Consider the following 18542-nt stretch of genomic DNA (forward strand, 5'->3'; position numbering starts at 1 on the left):
GCGCACCGCGGGAGCGCCTGCCCGGCTTATCCCGTCCGGTTGCGCTCGATCGTGAGATGGGCGAAGGGCTCCGCCCCGTCCGCAAGCTCGCCCGTCGTCCGCTCGTTCCAGCGGTAGCCGGCGATGGCGCCCTGCGGCGTTTCCGAAAAGACATTGCCCGAGATGAGCGCCGTGCCGGCGCCCTCGACCACGGTCACGGCGCAGCCGATGGGGGCGGCGCGCACGAGATTGCCGTTGACGACGAGGCCGCGCATGTAGGGGCCCCAGCCGAGCATCAGGCCGTATCTCGGCGCGTTCTCGATGGTGTTGCCGCTGACGACCGTGTCGGCCTCCACGGCGATGCCGAAGCCGAAGCCCGCCCCGTCGTGCACATAGGGGCCTTCCAGCCTGAGGTTGCGCACGACGTTGCCGGTGACCGTCGCCAGCCGGCCGCCCTCGTTGAAATTGACGATCAGGATGCCGTTGGCCGCCCCGTCGATCAGGTTGCCGCTGACGATCGCGCCTTCAAAGCCGAATTCGGAGTAGATCGCCGTCTCCCCCGAGGCGAGGCAGGTGTTCGCGGATATCTGGACGTTGGAGCCGGCATTGGAGCGGATCGCGGAAAACGCGCAGTCGGAGAGGTGATTGTTCGTCACCATCACGTTGTCGGCGCGGAAGATGTTGATGCCGTTGCCGTATTCGCCGGTGCCGCCGCTGCGCGCGCCGATGCCCGAGACCCGGTTTCCGGTCACCATCGTGCCGTCCGGCCCCTTGGTCCAGCGGTGCACGAGGATGCCGCCGCCGGCGCAGTCGAGCACGGTGTTGGCGGCGATCGAAAGCCCGGTGCTCTCGATCGCATGGATCGCATGCGCCGCCGCGCCTGAAATGCGGTTCTTCTCGATGCGGCCGCCGCAACGCTCCAGGTGGAGCGCGGATTTCGACGAGCCCTTGATCTCGCAGTTCTCGATCCTGACGTCGCTGGCGGCGGCAAGATGGACGAGGCCTTCCACCGTGTCGTCGAGCCAGCGGTTGTTGCCGTCGATCACCAGGTCTTCGAGCACGATGCTGCCGGCGCCCTGGCAGGCGAACAGGTAGCCGTCGCCGCCGTAGAGGATCCGGGTGGCGCCGGCAACGCCGGTCAGCCGCGTGTTGTCGGGCAGGTCGATGTTGGAGACGACATAGTCGCCGGGCGGCAGGAAGACCGGCATCTGCTTCGCCGCAGCCTCCTCCAGGAGCCTGGAAAAGGCCTTGCTCTTGCGGTCGCCGCCGCCTGGCCGCACGCCATGCGCCGAGGCGTCGATGGCGCCGCGCAGGTCGACCTCGATTGCGGCCGGCATGCCGGCGGCGCGCGCCGGCGCGGCTGCGCCGAGCACCCCGAGGCCGATCGAAGAGATGATTAGGCGTCTGGTAACCATTTCTGCTCCTTGGCCTACGGGGAGCAGGAACCGTGCCAGGTTGTTTTGTGCCGAAATGACACGGATTCCGCGTGATCGCGCCCCGCCGCCGCCGGAGGGCGTGTCCATCGCGGGACGGCTTGCGAAAACGGGGCACCGACCGGCCCGGCCGCCGTGCCGTTTCCGTGCGGAAGTCGCCGGATATCCGGCATTGGAACGAATGGATTCAGCTTTGGATAATGGTCTGGAGTGTAGCCTTGGGTTGCAATGACGAGGTTCTGCCGCACACAAGGCAGGCAGGTTGGGGAATTGCGGATGCAGTTGTCAGAGCATTTGTCGCCGCCGGAAGGCGAGACGATAGATCCGACATCGCGCCTGCTCGCGGCGAGCGAGCGGCTGATGGCGGAGGCTGCGCGCCGTTTTCCCATCGCCGGCGATCCGCACAGTCGCGCCTACTGGATGGAGGCGATGATCAACCAGGCGCCGGACTATTTCTTCTTCAAGGACCGCGACAGCCGCTTTCTGCTGGCCAACCACTCCGTCATCTCCGATCTCTATAGGGAGACGGACCTGACCGGCAGGACCGATTTCGACCTCTTTCCGCCCGAACTCGCGCAGCAGTTCTTCGAGATCGAGCAGGAGATCATGCGCTCGGGCGAGCCGATGCTGGACATGGAGGAGAAGATCCCGGACGGCCGGGGCGGGCTGAAGTGCTTGCTCACCTCCAAGCTGCCGATGCGCAACGAGCAGGGCGAGATCGTCGGCATCATCGGCATTGCCCGCGATATCACCGAGCGCATGCGCCAGGAGCAACTGCATCTCGGCCAGGCGGAGCTTCTGAAGATGATCGCGGTCGGCGCGCCGCTGAAGGATGTCTTCACCGCGCTCATCCACCTGATCGAGGGGCAGGTCGCCGATGTCGCGGGCTCGATCCTGCTGCTCGACCCGGCGGAAAACTGCCTGCGGCACGTCGCTGCCCCCAATCTCGACCCGGACTGCTTCACCCGCATCGATGGCATCCCGATCGGCCCGGCGGTCGGCTCCTGCGGCACCGCCATGTGGCGCGGCGAGCCGGTGTTCGTCGCCGACATCGCGGCCGATCCGCTCTGGGAAGGCTACCGCGACCTCGCTTTGCCTTTCGGCTTCCGTTCCTGCTGGTCGGCGCCGATCCTCTCCTATCAGGGCCAGGTGCTCGGTTCGCTCGGGCTCTACGGGCGCACGCCCGGCCTGCCGTCCGCCGCCTGCCAGAAGCTGCTCGGCATGGCCACGCACATCGCCGGCATCGCGATCGAGCGCAAGCAGGCCGAGGACCGCATCCAGTTTGTCGCCCATCATGACGTGCTCACCGGCCTGCCCAACCGCAGCATGCTCGACGAGCGCATCTCGAGCGCGATCGAGGCCGCCGACGACGCCAACGGCACGATCGCCGTCGCCTTCATCGATCTCGACAACTTCAAGCTGGTCAACGACAGCCTCGGCCATCACGCCGGCGACGAACTGCTCAAGACGGTGTCGCGGCGGATGCTGGACAAGCTGCGCCCGGAGGATTCGCTGGTGCGCCTCGGCGGCGACGAGTTCGTCGTCCTGCTCACCGGTCCGCGCCGCAGGAACGAGCAACTGTCGGTCCGGCTGGAATCGATCCGCAGGGCGGTCGCCGATCCCGTCCTGCTCGAGGGCCACAGCGTGCAGGTCACCTGCAGCATGGGCGTCGCGCTCTATCCCGGCCACGGCCGCAACGCCACGGAACTGCTCGCCAATGCCGACCTCGCCATGTACCGCTCCAAGGAGATCGGCCGCGACGCCCTGCAGTTCTTCACCGCCGAGATGGCGTCGAGCGCGCACGAGAAGCTGCGCTACCAGGAGGAACTGCGCCGGGCGATCGCGCGCCAGGAATTCGTGCTCCACTACCAGCCGCAGATGGACCTGAAGACCGGGCACATCTTCGCCGTCGAGGCGCTGATCCGCTGGAACCACCCCGAGCGCGGGCTGCTGATGCCCGGCGACTTCATTCCCTTCGCCGAGGAGGCCGGCCTGATCGGCCAGATCGGCGACTGGACGCTCCGGGCCGCCTGCCGGCAGAACAAGGCCTGGCAGGACGCCGGCCTGCCGCCGGTCGTCGTCAGCGTCAACGTCTCCGCCCGCCAGTTCCAGGAGCCGGAATGGGTCGAGCGGGTGGCGTCTGCCCTGAAGAGAAGCGGGCTGGAGGCGCGCTATCTCGAGCTCGAACTGACCGAAAGCGTGATCATGGCGGACGTGCAGCAGGCCGTCGCCCTCATGCACCGGCTGGAGGAACTGGGCGTGCATCTGGCGATCGACGATTTCGGCACCGGCTATTCCAGCCTCAGCGCGCTCAAGCGCTTCCCGGTCGATCGCCTGAAGATCGACCGCTCCTTCGTCCAGGACCTGCCCGACGATCCCGACGACGCGGCGATCGCCCGCGCCATCATCTCGCTCGCCCATACGCTGCAACTGAGGGTGATCGCCGAGGGTGTGGAGACCCGCGAGCAACTGGAATTCCTGCGCGGCGCCGGCTGCGACGAGATCCAGGGCTACTATCTGAGCAAGCCCGTGCGCGCCGAAGGCATCGAGACCCTGCTCCGCATTCCCAATATCTGAGCTGTCTCGGCGTGTGCGGCGATACCCGACAGTCCGCTGCCGTGCCCCTGCCGGAAATCTATGCTACTCGGCAGCAGACGCCGTCATGGCCGCCTTCGGCCCGAAGCGGCCATCCGCAAAACCAAGCTCAACTCCGTGCAAGTGTTTTTGTTTCACCGCACTTTGAAAACTGCGCGTCCGCCCTACAACTAGGACATGTCGCTCTCGTCAAAGGCGACAACACGGGGGCGGGCCTCCGCTATTTTTCATCGTCGAGCAATGAGGGTGTGGATTATGGCCAATGCAACGGATGAAAATATGAAGGTCAGCCGCCGAGATGTAATGAAGGGAAGCTTGGGGACAGCGGCGTTCGCAGCCTTTGGCGCAAGCGCAGCCACACCCGCATTGGTCGCGGCGCCGATGGTTGCCATGGCAGGCGCGGCACAGGCCCAAACCCCTGCGTCTGCATCCGAAATCACAATGCCTGCCACAGGCATTCTCATGCATCCGGGCTATGCGAAGACGATTGCACAAATGGCCTATGTCTGGGGATGGCCAATTGTCAACATGCTGAATCGCAAGGCCAAAATCACCCAAGCACCATATCCGGGTTTGCTCGGCGGCATTCTGCCCGCCGCGCCTCGCGGTCAGGTCGGCATGTTGCATGACTATATCGAACCCTCGGAAACGTTCGTCACATGCCCCAATCAGGATGTCGTCTATGGACTGGGCTTCTTCTCGCTCGATGAAGAACCGGTTGTGGCGCAGGTTCCCGATTTCGGCGACCGGTTCTGGGTCTATGCCCTTTATGATGCTCGTACCGACCAATTCGGCCAACTGGGCAAGCCATACGGGACAAAGCCCGGTTTCTACCTTCTCGTCGGTCCAAGGTGGAATGGCCTGAAGCCCGACGGGATTACCGACGTCATCCGTAGTTCGACCTCCCTCGCCAATGCCATTCCGCGTATTTTCCAGGACGACACCCCGGAAGACAAGAAAGCCATCCAGTCAGCGATCAATCAGGTCGTCTTCTATCCACTCAAGGATTTCAACGGCGAGATGAAGACAATCGAGTGGGCGAACGTCAAAGACATTCCGGTCCCGCCATCATCCGATGCTGACGGCGGCGGCGAAACAAAATGGGTTATCCCGGAGAAATTCTTCGATCAGTTCGGCGACGCGATCGCTGCTGCCGATCCCTTGCCAGGCGAAGAGGCCATGTATGGCCAGTTCCGCTTGTTGCAAGATGCGGCAGCGAAGGACCCCGAACTGAAGAAATTGCTGGTCGAGATTGCCAAGGAAACGGAGGAAAACGTCATCCACCCGTTCTTCGAGTGGAAGCACAACGGCCGCCCGGCAGGCAACGGTTGGAACCGTTCAACCAACAATGCACAATTCGGCGTTGACTATTTCAACCGGACCGGAACGTCGAAATCGAACATGTTCGACAACAGGCCGAACGAAACCCAATACTTCTACACCGACTACGACGCGTCCGGAAAAGAACTGACGGGCAGCGGCAACTATGCGATCACTTTCGCAGCGGGGCAGGAACCGCCGGTGAACGGCTTCTGGTCGCTCACACTGTACAACGACAAGCACCTGTTCCATGCCAACGATCTCAAGCGCTATTCGCTCGGAACCAAAAACAAGAACCTGAAGCGGAATACAGACGGATCATTGACGCTCCATGCCGGCGCGAAGAACCCCGGAGGGGACAAGGAGAGCAACTGGGTTCCCGCACCAGACGGGCGCTTCTCGCTCTATATACGGGCCTATTGGGGCAAGGAGCCGATCCTGGATGGTTCATGGCAGCCTCCGAAGATCGAGGCGCTCTAGCATCAGATCAGAGTTCATGTCTTCAAGTTGGAACGGGCATCGCAAATGGTGCTCCGATGTCCGGTGTAGGCGCAAAACGGTCAATCGCGCCGTAGTTATCAGATGGCAGCTTGGGGGCCGGCAGCGGACCGTCCGCTGCAGAGAAATGCGACACGACAAGCGGACACATCGCCGCCCGATGCCAAGGTCTTAAACTGGCCCCTAAACGGACCAAACGGCGGCGCTTCTCCAATCGGCGGGCGCTTGCGGTCCGCTGGTTTCGCTATTTCTTCTTCGCTTGATCGTGATGCCACTTGATGGCGAAGAACATACCCGTGCCTAACACGAGAATCTTGAGCGGAAAGAAGACTATAGGGAACCAATCCCACATTTCGGATATTTCCAGGCTGTTGCTTGACGCTATCTGTCGTGACGGAGCACTACCTCAGAACTGCTGCATACGACATCAGCCATGTTGACGCAGAGATCATGACATTCCCACGCACACGGCATGAGTGGGCTTGCCCGGAGGTATCGGGCAGTGCTTTCGAGCTTGGTGTGATCGGGCAAAGTCTGGACGGCCCATCGCCCGCGATGGGCCGTCCGCGATATCATGGTTTGCCGTTGCCGGCCCTTCCGCAGACATTCTCCGAAGACCGCGCAGGCAAACCGGCTTCCGCCCGCCCGCTCGACCTACGGCACGTGCTGCATGATGATCTGCGTGTGCAGCATCGGTGCTTCGGCGCCGAAATAGGTCTCCAGCAGCGGCAGGAAATCGTCGGACAGGTAGAATTCCGTCAGCGCACGGTCTGCCAGCAGGCGGAAGTCGGCGTCGCCGCGGCGCAGTGCGATCGCATAGGGTTCATGCGTGATCAGGCGGTCGCCGACCTTGAGCGCGGAGGGATCGCGCGCCCGCTTGGCCAGGCTGACGAGCAGCGCCTGATCGGCGATGTAGGCATCGATCTTGCGATCCTCCAGCGCCTTGAGCCCGTCCTCGTGCGTGTTGAAATCGGCAAGCCGGGTCTTGGATTCCTGGATCGCAAGCGCCTCGTGAAGGGTCGCCGTCGTCGTCGTGTTCGCGCGCATGCCGATGACGTTCGTGGCCGGGCGCTCGCTGACGGCGTGAACGGCGGGTCCGTCGAGAAAGAGCGTCTGCAGGTAGTCGGGCGAATCCTTGCGCAAGAGCGCGCTCGCGCCGGTGAGAAAGATCGGTTGCGAGAAATCGACGGTCTCCCGCCTCTGCAAGGTCACGGTGATGGAACCGCAAAGCAGGTCGATCTCTTCGTTCCTGACCTCATCGAAGCCGTTGGCGAGCGTCATCTCGACATATTCGCGTTTCAACTGCGGAAACTGATGTTCGATCTCGTCGACGATCCTGCCGCACAGGTCGATGGCATATCCCGCCGGTTCCGCCCCCGCCTGGCTGGAGGAAAAGGGCGCCTGGTCGGCGATGTAGCCGATACGCACGGTTCCACGCTTCGCAATCGTGTCGAGCGTCGCGGCCGCGGTCGCCAGGGCGGAAAGGCAAAGGGCGAGGCTCGCCAGCAGAAGCCGTCTCATGCGCCTGGCCATACGTGTCTGCGGGGCACCTGCATGATCCTGTCTCCCAAAACGGTGTCGATGCCGAAGGCGTGCGCGCAGCTTATGGGCTGCCCCCCATATGTCAACCGAGGACGCCCGGCGTCGTCCGGCTGTCTCGTCATCTTCGCAAGGTCGATCCGCCCATGCCGGCATATGCCGCAAGGATGCCTCCGCGCCTGCCGCACCGCGCCCGCTGCGCCTCCTGCGTCCCTTCCCAGCAGGCGGGGAAGGACGAGCGCCTATCGCCGCCGCCAGTAGTGGACTTCCATCATCTTCTCCCAGCCCTTGCCCGGCTTGTTGACGATCGCGGTCAGCGTGCGGTGGTCGTCGTCGATGAAGGTGATCACGTCCTGATAGGGCAGGCGCTTGCCCTCGTTCTCGAAATCCGGGCCCTCGCTGTGCAGCGCCAGCACGTTGCCGGTCGGCTCCAGGATCCCGTCATAGTGCCACAGATGCGTCATCATCGAGCCGATCCAGGTGCCGGTATAGCGGTCGCGGGCGGGATCGTAGCCGATCGTCATCACCGATTCGCCCGGCTCGCCGTCCGGCATCAGCCCGCGGCCCTCGCACAGCACCCACAGCCCGCCGACGCGGCGGACGGTCTCCGTCCAGGTGGTTTCCGCCGGCGGTCCGGCTGTCGCCTCGTCGGAGACGTCCCAGGTGCCCACCAGCCGCTCCAGCCACCGGTGCTGTGTCGTGATCTCTGCCATTGCCGCTACCTCCCGTGCGTGTTGTCCGCGATAGAAACCCGGAGCCATCCGCCAGCCGCCAAGACCAGCTTGGGACCTGCGACATGGTGGCTCTTGACAAGACTACGTTGATATCAACAGTAGTGCAAATGACCGAGCATGCCGCCCCCGCCGCCGTTTCCCACGATACCACGCTGCATGTGCGTGACCATTGCCTCTGCCTGCATGCCCAGAGGGCCGCCCGCGCGCTCGGGCGCCGCTTCGACGAGGCGCTTCGCCCGGTGGGCCTGACCAACGGCCAGTTCTCGCTGCTGATGGCGCTCAATCGTCCCGAGCCGCCGCCGATGGGGCCTATCGCGGCCCTGCTCGCCATGGACCGGACGACGCTGACGGCGGCCGTCAAGCCGCTGTCGCGCCGCGGCCTCGTCGCCGTCCTGCCCGATCCGCGCGACCGCCGCGGCCGCAGGCTGGCGCTGACCGAAGCGGGCAGGGACCTTCTGGCCCGCGCCCTGCCGATCTGGGTCGAAACCCATGCCGCGGTCGAAGCCGGCCTCGCGGGCATCGACGTCGATGCGCTGCGGCAGGGATTGAAGATGCTGTCCTGAGCGGCAGCCATCTCGAGCGCCCGTCATGCGGCGCGATGGCGGAGTGGCCGGGTTCGCCGGGGCATGCCGCCGCAAAGTCGCCGCCCGCTCTGGCGGCCCGCGCAAATTCGCCTATCTTTCCGGGGATGAAGCCAGATCAGCTGCTCTATCCGGCGCCCGCCGGCCTCTATTGCCCCTCCGGCGATTTCTACGTCGATCCGATGCGGCCGGTCGCCCGCGCGCTGATCACCCACGGCCATTCCGACCATGCCCGCGCCGGCCACGGCGCGGTGCTGGCCACCCGCGAAACGCTCGACATCATGGCGATCCGCCACGGCGCGGATTTCTGCGGCACCGCGCAGGCCGTCGCCTTTGGCGAGACGATCGACCTCTCGGGCACGCAGGTCTCCTTCCATCCGGCCGGCCACGTGCTCGGCTCGGCGCAGATCGCGATTTCGGCCGGCGGCATCCGCTTCTGCGTCTCCGGCGACTACAAGCGCAGCCCCGACCCGACCTGCGCGCCCTACGAGCCGGTCGCCTGCGACGTCTTCATCACCGAGGCGACCTTTGGCCTGCCGGTGTTCCACCACCCCGACCCGAAGGGCGAGATCGGCAAGCTTCTGACCTCGCTGCAGCAGTTTCCCGGGCGCAGCCACCTCGTCGGCGCCTATTCGCTCGGCAAGGCGCAGCGCGTCATCCGGCTCCTGCGCGACTGCGGCTATGACCGGCCGATCTACATCCACGGTTCGCTGGCAAGGCTCTGCGACTACTACGTCTCGCGCGGCATCGATCTCGGCGAGCTGCGCCCGGCGACGCTTGAGAAGGGGGATCCGACCGATTTCTCCGGCGCCGTGATCGTCGGCCCGCCGTCGGCCTTCGGCGAGCGCTGGGCGCGCCGCTTCCCCGAGCCGCTGGTCGCCTTTGCCTCCGGCTGGATGATGGTGCGCCAGCGCGCCCGGCAGGGCGGCGTCGAGCTGCCGCTCGTCATCTCCGACCATTGCGACTGGCCCGAACTGACCGAAACCATCCGCGACCTCGCTCCCGCCGAGGTCTGGGTCACTCATGGCCGCGAGGAGGCGCTGGTGCGCTGGTGCGAGCTCGCCAACATCCCCGCCCGCCCGCTGCACCTCGTGGGGTATGAGGACGAGGGGGATTGATGGTGATGGTGCTTCATCGCAATCGGACTGACACCCTCATTGCGGCCGTGCCATCCCCGCCGCCCCCCTCATCCGCCTGCCGGCACCTTCTCCCCGATGGGGAGAGGAGCCCGGACGGCCACGCCCTCGCCAAAGGAATGTTTGGTAACGTTGCGCCACCCGCGCACTCCCTCTTCTCCCCGTCGGGGAGAAGGTGGCCCGAAGGGCCGGATGAGGGGGGCTTTGCCGCGGTGCACCGGATGGCCGACAGCGTCGGCCGGCGCCGGCCGAGCCCCTCTCCCTTGTGGGGACGGGTTGGGGAGGGGACTTACTGCACGGCGGCACCCCCATGAAAGCCTTCGCCAGCCTCCTCGACCGCCTCGTCCTCACCCCGTCGCGCAACGGCAAGCTGAAGCTTCTGGCCGACTATTTCCGCGATACGCCCGACCCCGATCGCGGCTATGGCCTTGCGGCGATCGCCGGCACGCTGGACCTGAAGAGCGTCAAGCCGGCGCTGCTGCGCGATCTGGTGCTGGAGCGGATGGACGAGGTGCTGTTCCGCTATTCCTACGATTACGTGGGTGACCTCGCCGAGACCATCGCGCTCGTCTGGGACCAGGAGCGCAAGGAGCGGATCGACGATGCCGGCCAGCCGCGCCTGTCCGCCGTCGTCACCCGCATGAACGCGCTCGGCCGCACCGAGGTGCGGGGAGCCGTGCGCGACCTGCTCGACCGGCTCGATCCGTCCGCCCGCTTCGCCTTCATCAAGCTCGCCACCGGCGCCTTGCGCATCGGCGTCTCGGCAAGGCTCGCCAAGCAGGCGCTCGCCGATTTCTCCGGCCGCGACATCACCGAGATCGAGACCCTGTGGCACGGGCTCGAGCCGCCCTACGAGGCGCTGTTTGCCTGGCTGGAGGGCAGGGCGGAGCGCCCGGTGCTGGCGACGCCGGCGATCTTCCATTCGGTCATGCTGGCAAATCCCGTGGGCGAGGGCGATCTCGACGGGCTCGATCCGGCCGATTTCGCCGCCGAATGGAAATGGGACGGCATCCGCGTCCAGCTCTCGGCCGCGGGCAGCACCCGCAGGCTCTATTCCCGCTCCGGCGACGACATCTCGGCCGCTTTCCCGGACATCGTCGAAGCCATGACCTTTCAGGGCGTGATCGACGGCGAGCTTTTGGTCGGCGGCACCGCCCGCTCCAACAGCGCGACGCGCAGCTTCTCCGACCTGCAGCAGCGGCTGAACCGCAAGACGGTCAACGCCCGCATGCTGGAGGACTACCCCGCCTTCGTGCGCGCCTACGACATCCTGTTCGATGCCGAGGCGGACGTGCGCCCGGAAACCTTCCACGCGCGCAGGTCCCGCCTTGCCGGGCTGGTCGAAAAGGCCCCGCACGACCGCTTCGACCTCTCGCCGCTGGTGCCGTTCTCAAGCTGGGACGAGCTGGAACGCCTGCGCGCCGATCCGCCCGATCCGGTCATCGAGGGCGTGATGATCAAGCGTCTCGACAGCGCCTATCAGGCCGGCCGGCTGAAGGGTCCGTGGTTCAAGTGGAAGCGCGATCCCTACAGTGTCGACGCCGTGCTGATGTATGCCCAGCGCGGCCACGGCAAGCGCTCCAGCTACTATTCCGACTTCACCTTCGGCGTCTGGGCCAGGGGTCCGGAAGGTGGGGCGGAAGGCGAGATGCTGGTGCCGGTCGGCAAGGCCTATTTCGGCTTCACCGACGCCGAGCTCGAGGTGCTCGACCGCTTCGTGCGCAACAACACCGTCGAGCGCTTCGGCCCGGTGCGCGCGGTGCGCGCCGAGCCCGGCTTCGGCTTCGTCGTCGAGGTCGCCTTCGAGGGCATCAACCGCTCCACCCGCCACAAGTCCGGCGTCGCCATGCGCTTCCCCCGCATCGCCCGCCTGCGCGACGACAAGCTCCCCCGCGATGCCGACCGGCTGGAGACGCTGATGGCGCTGGTGGAGGCGAAGGAGGCGGGGTAGGGGGCGGAGGCAACCCGAATGCCGCCGCGGCGCAAGAATCTGAGTTCTTTCAGGGTGTTTCCCTTTGAAATACGACCTCCCCGCCCTACAACTTGTCTATCGCGCAAAGAAAAGGCCGCCCCCGCAAGTTGAAGGCCGCCGAGGCGAGGAACTGACGCTCTGACGAGCAGGCATCTCAAATAGCAGCGACACCCCAGTGCCAGAAACCATTTTTGGATGGAGTTTTGAGAATGCGTACAGCCAGATTTTTGACCGGTCTTTCCATTATCGCGCTCATCGCAGGCAGCGGGGCTCCCGCCCATTCGCAGGACGCGGCAGCACAGAAGGATGCCACGGCGGCAACGCGGGCCGCAAACGATGCCCTGCTGACCCAACTGCCCTTCGACGACACATCGGACTTCGACGACGCCAAGCGGGGCCTGATCGCACCGCTGCCGGCCGATGTGATCCGGGGCGCCGGCGGCAATCCGATCTGGAACCCGCAGCAATACGCTTCATCACCGAAGGTGCAGAGGCGCCCGCGACCGTCAATCCCAGCCTGTGGCGGCAGTCGCAACTGATCAATATCAGCGGCCTGTTCGAGGTCACCGAGGGGCTCTACCAGGTCCGCAACTACGACCTGTCGAACATGACGATCATCGAGGGCACCGAGGGCATCACCATTGTCGATCCGCTCGTATCCGCCGAAACGGCAAAGGCCGCCCTCGACCTCTATCGCCAGCATCGCGGCGACAAGCCCGTGAAGGCAGTGATCTACACGCACAGCCACGTCGACCACTATGGCGGCGTTCGCGGCATCGTCGAAGAGGCCGACGTGGCCTCCGGCGCCGTGAAGATCTATGCCCCTGAGGGGTTCCTCGAAGCCGCGGTCGCCGAGAACGTCATGGCGGGCACCGCGATGAGCCGCCGTGCCAGCTACATGTACGGCAACCTATTGAACGCCGATCCCAAGGGGCAGGTCGGCGCCGGTCTCGGCACCACGACCTCCGCCGGAACGGTGACGCTGATCCCGCCGACCAACATCATCACGGAGACGGGTCAGAAGGAAACGATCGACGGCCTGACCTACGAGTTCCTGATGGCGCCGGGGTCGGAGGCGCCCTCCGAAATGCTCTGGTACATCGAGGAGAAGAAGGCGATCCAGACCTCCGAGGATGCGACGCATACGCTGCACAACACCTATTCGCTGCGCGGCGCCAAGATTCGCGAGCCGCTGCCGTGGTCGAAGTATCTCAACGAAGCGCTGATCATGTGGGGCGACGAGGCGGAGATCATCTTCGCCCAGCATCATTGGCCGACCTGGGGCAACGACAACGTCAGGGAACTGCTTTCCAAGCAGCGTGACCTCTACCGGTTCATCAACGATCAGACCCTGCACATGGTGAACCAGGGCATGACCATGCGCGAGATCGCCGAGGCGTTCAAACTGCCAGACAGCCTGGCCACGTTCTGGGCCAACCGGGGCTATTACGGCTCCGTCTACCACGATGTGGCGGCGACCTATGTGCTCTATCTCGGCTGGTTCGACGGCAATCCTTCGACGCTGCACGAACTGCCCCCGGTCGAGGCCAGCAAGAGATATGTCGAGTTCATGGGCGGGGCCGATGCCGTCATGGAGAAGGCGCGGAAGTCCTATGAGGACGGCGACTACCGCTGGGTCGCCGAGGTCGTGAACCATGTCGTCTTTGCCGATCCGGACAATCAGGCGGCAAAGAACCTCGTCGCCGATGCGCTGGAGCAGCAGGGTTACCAGGCCGAATCCGGGCCGCGGCGCAACTTCTACCTGACCGGGGCAAAGGAGTTGCGCGAAGGCGTCACCCAACTGCCGACACCGAACACCGCAAGCCCGGATACGGTGCGGGCTATGTCGCTCGACCTGTTCTTCGACTATCTCGGCGTGCGTCTGAACAGCCAGAAGGCCGGCGATACGAAGCTGACCTTCAACTTCGACTTCGGCGAAAAGGACGGCAAGTACCTGCTTCAGCTGGAAAATGGCGTTCTGAACAACACGGCTGGCCGGCAGGCCGACAATGCCGACGCCACGATCACGCTGACCCGCGACAGCCTGAACGGCATCGTGCTGGGGGAAACGACGCTGGACAAGGCAACCGCAGACGGCAGCGTCAAGGTGACGGGCGACAATGCCAAGCTCGGCCAGCTCGTGTCCATGCTCGACAACTTCGAGTTCTGGTTCAACATCGTGACACCTTAAGGTGAGCGGCGGCAGGCCGGCGTCCGGCGAAAGGGCTGCGGGAGGGGCAGCCTGCAGCAGGCGAGAGCGCCTGGTGCGATGGACGCCGCGCCGTGGCTGACGTAAAATTCCGGCATGCGACACGATCCCGGCGAGGGGAGCGGGCGATGCCGATATTCATGGACAGGCACGACCTGACGGGCGCGACCTCGGAGGAGGTGGCCGAAGCGCATCTGAAGGATCTCGGCATTCAGGACCAGTACGGGGTCAAGTTCCTGACCTACTGGTTCGACCACCGCAACGGCAGGACCTTCTGCCTGATCGATGCACCCGACATGGAAACCGCCCAGTGCGTCCATCGCGAGGCGCACGGCTTCGTCGCAAGCGAGGTCGTCGAGGTGGCGCTCTCGGCCGTGGAGGCTTTCCTCGGCCGGATTGACGATCTGGAAGGCCGGGGCTCCGGTGCCGAAAGCCGGGATGCCGGCCACCGGGCGGTGCTGTTCACCGACATCGTCGGCTCGACGGAAATGACCTCGCGCCTAGGCGACCGCAGGGCCACCGAGCTCGTCCGGGCGCATGATTCGGTCGTCCGCCGCTGCCTGTCGCGTTCCGCCGGCCGCGAGGTCAAGCACACCGGCGACGGCATCATGGCCGCCTTCCCGTCATCCGCGGCCGCCGTCGACTGCGCCGTGAAGATCCAGCGCGAGTTCCAGCGCTTCAATGCCGACAACCCCGAAGAGCTTCACATCCGCATCGGGCTCGATTCCGGAGAGCCGGTCGAGGACAGCAACGACCTCTTCGGCACGACGGTCCAGACGGCCGCGCGGCTCTGCGCCGCCGCCGGCGCCGACCAGATCCTCGCCTCCGAGAAGGTCTTCCAGGAATGCGGCACAGCCGACCGCTTCGCTCGCGCCGGCCGCTTCCGGCTGAAGGGCTTCTCCAAGCGGGTGCTCGCCTATCAGTGCGCCTGGAGCGGATAGCCGCGACCGGTCCGCATGCGGCTCGGCCGGCTTCCGCTAACGCTGGACAATGCCGCCATGGTCGGCCAAGGTGCCGCGGAAGTTGCATGCCTTGCGTCTCTGTCGATCTCGACCTGCTGGAGGAATGTGAATGCTGCGTCTCGGGGAGAAATACCGTCATCTGGTCCATGGCGTCGGTTGCGCCTGCCAGTCGCTCGAGGTCCAGCAGGCATCGTTGCGCCTGGAGCGGCTGACCCGTCGCGCGCTGCTCGCCGGCGCCGGTGCGGCGCTCATTGTCGGCGTGCCGAAGCCCGTCCTTGCGCAGGCGTCCGACAAGCCGCCACAGACCCTGTTCCGGCAGGCGAGGCTGTTCGACGGCACCTCGGCCGGCAGCGAGGCCGGCGTGCAGGTCCTGGTCGAGGGCAACCGGATCGCGGCCGTCGACCGGAGCAACAACCCGCCGCCGGCGGGGGCGACGGTCATCGACTGCGGCGACCGGTTCCTGATGCCCGGCATGATCGACGCGCACTGGCACACGCTCTTCGCCGCCGTGCCGGTGGGGGTTGCGACGACGGGCGATCCGGGGCTGATCTACACGGCGTCCACGGCCGAGGCCGAACGCACGCTGCTGCGCGGCTTCACGACCGTGCGGGACCTTGGCGGCCCGGTCTTCACCTTCAAGCAGGCGATCGACACTGGTACGATTCCCGGCCCGCGCATCTATCCCTCCGGCGCCTTCATCACCACCTCCGGCGGGCACGGCGATCTGCGGATGCCCACGGAGATTCCCCGCGATCCCGCCCGGCTCAGCATCATGGAGCAGGTGGGCGGCGCGATGCTCGCCGACAGCCTGGGCGAAGTGCAGATGCGCGTGCGCGAGCAATTGCTGCAGGGCGCCTCGCAGATCAAGGTGATGGGCGGCGGCGGCGTGTCCTCGCCGCGCAGCCCGCTCGACATGACCACCTTCAGCGAGGAGGACCTGCGCGCAGCCGTCGCCGTGGCGCGCGACTGGAACACCTATGTGGCCGTGCACGCCTATGCGCCGCAGACGGTGCAGCGCGCCGTCAATGCCGGTGCCGCCTGTATCGAGCACGCGCACCTGATGGATGAGGCGACCGCAGCGCTGATGGCGGAAAAGGGCGCCTGGCTCAGCACCCAGCCGTTCCTGTCGACCGAGGATGCCGTGCCCCTGACCGGGCCGTCCGCCGAACGCCTGAACCAGGTGATCGCCGGCACGCCCGTCGTCTACGAACTGGCGCGCAAGCACGGGCTCAAGGTTGCCTGGGGCTCTGACATGCTGTTCTCGCCGACGATCACGATGCGCCAGAACACCATGCTGACGCATCTGTCGAAATGGTATTCCGGCGCCGAGATCCTGAAGATGGTGACCTCGACCAATGCCGAGCTCCTCGGCCTCTCCGGCCCGCGCAACCCCTATCCGGCCAAGCTCGGCGTCGTCGAGCCCGGCGCCTTCGCCGATCTCCTCCTCGTCGACGGTAACCCGCTGGAGGACATCGCCCTCCTCGGCGACCCGCAGAAGAACCTCGCCGTCATCATGAAGGACGGCAGGATCCACAAGAACACGCTCTGAACCCTGTCGTGCAAGACTGCGCGGCGGTCTTGCAATCAGAGGGCTGAAGCGCGGAAGCGAAGCTGAAAGATCGCGACGTGCTTCAGATGTCGGCCCGCGAGAACCAGACGTCGTCATGGATCGCCACGGCCGTCTCGTCCGGCGGCCCGTCGCGCGTCAGGCGGATCGAGCGGACGGCGGCCGCGTCGGCAACGCTCGGCGCCTTGCGGCAGCCGGAACGGTCCGATGCGCCGATGCAGGGGATGAAGGTGGCCCGCATCAGCGGGCGGACACGATGGCCGGCATCGGTCCGCGTCACCAGCAGCACGAGCCCCACCCGGTCGGTCGGCTGCCAGGGAAAGATCAGCCGTCCGCCGCTCCGCAGCGCATCGAGCCAGCGAACCGGCGGGGCCACCACGCCGGCGTTCACGTAGATCAGGTCGGCCGGCGGCAGCGGCAGGGCCGTGGCGTCGCCGTGGATCACCTCCACGCCCTCGAAAGGTCGGAGGTTCTCGCGCGCCCGCCCCGCAAGCGCCGCCTCGATCTCGTAGGCATGGACACGTCCGTTTGGCAGCACCAGCATCGAGAGCAGGGCGGTATAATAGCCGGTGCCGGCGCCGACATGGATGACCGTCTCGCCGGCGGCGGGGGCCGCGGCGCAGAGCCAGGCCGCATGCAGGAAGGGCTCGCCGTTGTTGATGCCCTTTTCCGTATCGAGGGCGACGAGCACGTTCTGGTAGAGGAAGGCCGGATCGGCGCAGGGCGTCTCCAGATAGCTCCGGCCGGCCCTGATCTGCCACGGTCCGGGCCCGAGAAAGGCTTCCCGCGGCACGGCCTCGATGATGCGCGCGAGCCGGTCGTCGGTGGCATTGCCGGCGGCGGCCATCATCTTCGCATGGAAGAGGCGGATCTCGTCGAGGCTGGCACGGCGGATGGCGGTCACGGGCAGGCTCCGGAAAGGGCGTCGGAGCACAGATTAGGCAAACCGCGCGTGCGGGCAATGGCCACATCTTGCCTCCGCAAGGGCAGGGGACGGTGGCGCGGTGGCCGCAAGCCACGCGCCAGCCGGGTCTGCCACAATTGCGGCACGGTAACGACGTTATCTCGCCGGCAAGGAATCGTCCCCTATCTTCCTGCCTGCGTCTCTCGGACTTCATGGAATGCGTCGCTGATCATGGCCTCAGAACTCACTCTCTCCCGCCGCCGGTTCCTTCGGCTCTCCGGGCTTGCCGCGGCCACGGGCCTTGCCGGCTGCACGTCGTCGATGAACACCGACCGGTTCCGCTGGCAGACCGACGCGGTCTATCGCAATCCGGCGCTGGAAGGGGTCCCGGGGCCGTGGCTGGAGGGGCGCGATCCCGACCAGGGACCCTACGAGCAGCCGGTGCTGCCGACCGGCATCCCGGATCTCGACCCGGCCTATGCCGGCATGTACGACGTCCGCATCGACGGCGGCTTCACCATCCCGCAGGTTCCCTACCGGCAGATCGACGCCCGCTTCCTGCGCCACGAGGTGCAGGACCCGTTCGGCGAGGCGCCGGGCACGATCATCGTCGATACCGACAACCGCTATCTCTACCTGACGCTATCCGGCGGCCGCGCCATGCGCTACGGCGTCGGCATCGGCCGCGAGGGCTTTGCCTGGGACGGCCGCGGCGTCATCCAGTGGAAGCAGGCCTGGCCGCGCTGGACCCCGCCCGACAGCATGATCGCCCGCCAGCCGGACCTGGAACGCTACTCCGCCCGCAACGGCGGCATGGCGCCCGGCCTGTCCAATCCGCTCGGCGCCCGCGCGCTCTACATCTTCCAGAACGGCCAGGACACGCTCTATCGCCTGCACGGCACCCCGGAATGGAAGTCGATCGGCCGCGCCGCCTCCTCGGGCTGCGTGCGCCTGCTCAACCAAGACGTCATCGACCTCTACAGCCGCGTCCCGAACGGCTCCCCGATCGTGGTGCTGTAACGCCGGCGGTTCGCCCGCCGGAAAGACCTGCCCCTCACCCCGGCCCTCTCCCCGCAAGCGGGGAGAGGGGGACGGAGACGCCGCGGCCATCGT

At 66.0% G+C, this 18542-nt stretch carries 14 protein-coding genes; 10 read left to right on the plus strand and 4 right to left on the minus strand.

Going from position 1 to position 18542, the window contains the following annotated elements:
• Positions 1 to 26: 26 nt before the first annotated feature.
• Positions 27 to 1394 (minus strand): TIGR03808 family TAT-translocated repetitive protein, encoded by a 1368-nt coding sequence (locus tag LQK81_RS02260; protein ID WP_230803043.1) that lies wholly within the window; start codon positions 1392 to 1394, stop codon positions 27 to 29.
• A 294-nt stretch (positions 1395 to 1688) separates the two neighbouring features.
• Between LQK81_RS02260 and LQK81_RS02265 the strand changes: the two genes are divergently transcribed.
• Positions 1689 to 3989: a sensor domain-containing protein gene (locus LQK81_RS02265; protein ID WP_230803044.1), complete on the plus strand. Its 2301-nt coding sequence runs from the start codon at positions 1689 to 1691 to the stop codon at positions 3987 to 3989.
• Between the two features lie 273 nt (positions 3990 to 4262).
• Positions 4263 to 5807: a DUF1254 domain-containing protein gene (locus LQK81_RS02270; RefSeq protein ID WP_230803045.1), complete on the plus strand. Its 1545-nt coding sequence runs from the start codon at positions 4263 to 4265 to the stop codon at positions 5805 to 5807.
• 672 nt (positions 5808 to 6479) lie between these two features.
• On the opposite strand, the gene LQK81_RS02275 is transcribed toward LQK81_RS02270, so the two are convergent.
• Positions 6480 to 7346, minus strand: a complete 867-nt coding sequence (locus LQK81_RS02275) for an amino acid ABC transporter substrate-binding protein (protein ID WP_230803046.1) — start codon at positions 7344 to 7346, stop codon at positions 6480 to 6482.
• Positions 7347 to 7606: 260 nt separating this feature from the next.
• Positions 7607 to 8077 carry a DUF1579 domain-containing protein gene (locus tag LQK81_RS02280; protein ID WP_230803047.1) on the minus strand — a complete coding sequence of 157 codons (471 nt, stop codon included), beginning with the start codon at positions 8075 to 8077 and terminating at the stop codon, positions 7607 to 7609.
• A gap of 128 nt (positions 8078 to 8205) precedes the next feature.
• On the opposite strand from LQK81_RS02280, the gene LQK81_RS02285 reads away from it, so the two are divergent.
• From LQK81_RS02285 to LQK81_RS02315, 7 genes are all read left to right on the plus strand, one after another.
• Positions 8206 to 8661, plus strand: a complete 456-nt coding sequence (locus LQK81_RS02285; RefSeq protein ID WP_230803048.1) for a MarR family winged helix-turn-helix transcriptional regulator — start codon at positions 8206 to 8208, stop codon at positions 8659 to 8661.
• 125 nt (positions 8662 to 8786) lie between these two features.
• Entirely contained in the window at positions 8787 to 9797 is a 1011-nt protein-coding gene (locus tag LQK81_RS02290; RefSeq protein ID WP_230803049.1) for a ligase-associated DNA damage response exonuclease, read from the plus strand.
• 328 nt (positions 9798 to 10125) lie between these two features.
• Positions 10126 to 11766, plus strand: a complete 1641-nt coding sequence (locus LQK81_RS02295) for a cisplatin damage response ATP-dependent DNA ligase (RefSeq protein ID WP_230803050.1) — start codon at positions 10126 to 10128, stop codon at positions 11764 to 11766.
• Positions 11767 to 12014: 248 nt separating this feature from the next.
• Entirely contained in the window at positions 12015 to 12326 is a 312-nt protein-coding gene (locus LQK81_RS02300; RefSeq protein WP_230803051.1) for a hypothetical protein, read from the plus strand.
• 68 nt (positions 12327 to 12394) lie between these two features.
• Positions 12395 to 13978, plus strand: a complete 1584-nt coding sequence (locus LQK81_RS02305) for an alkyl/aryl-sulfatase (RefSeq protein WP_230803052.1) — start codon at positions 12395 to 12397, stop codon at positions 13976 to 13978.
• Between the two features lie 146 nt (positions 13979 to 14124).
• A complete protein-coding gene (locus tag LQK81_RS02310) occupies positions 14125 to 14937 on the plus strand; it encodes a nickel-binding protein (RefSeq protein WP_230803053.1) in 813 nt (270 codons plus the stop codon).
• A 130-nt stretch (positions 14938 to 15067) separates the two neighbouring features.
• Positions 15068 to 16507 (plus strand): metal-dependent hydrolase family protein, encoded by a 1440-nt coding sequence (locus LQK81_RS02315; RefSeq protein ID WP_230803054.1) that lies wholly within the window; start codon positions 15068 to 15070, stop codon positions 16505 to 16507.
• An 82-nt stretch (positions 16508 to 16589) separates the two neighbouring features.
• Here LQK81_RS02315 and LQK81_RS02320 read toward each other — a convergent pair whose 3' ends face one another.
• Positions 16590 to 17429: a protein-L-isoaspartate O-methyltransferase family protein gene (locus LQK81_RS02320; protein ID WP_230803055.1), complete on the minus strand. Its 840-nt coding sequence runs from the start codon at positions 17427 to 17429 to the stop codon at positions 16590 to 16592.
• A gap of 231 nt (positions 17430 to 17660) precedes the next feature.
• Here LQK81_RS02320 and LQK81_RS02325 point away from each other — a divergent pair, with 231 nt between their 5' ends.
• Positions 17661 to 18449 (plus strand): L,D-transpeptidase family protein, encoded by a 789-nt coding sequence (locus tag LQK81_RS02325; RefSeq protein ID WP_230803056.1) that lies wholly within the window; start codon positions 17661 to 17663, stop codon positions 18447 to 18449.
• Positions 18450 to 18542 lie beyond the last annotated feature (93 nt).

This window comes from Rhizobium sp. GN54 (assembly GCF_021026345.1).
Classification (GTDB): Bacteria; Pseudomonadota; Alphaproteobacteria; order Rhizobiales; family Rhizobiaceae; genus Mycoplana.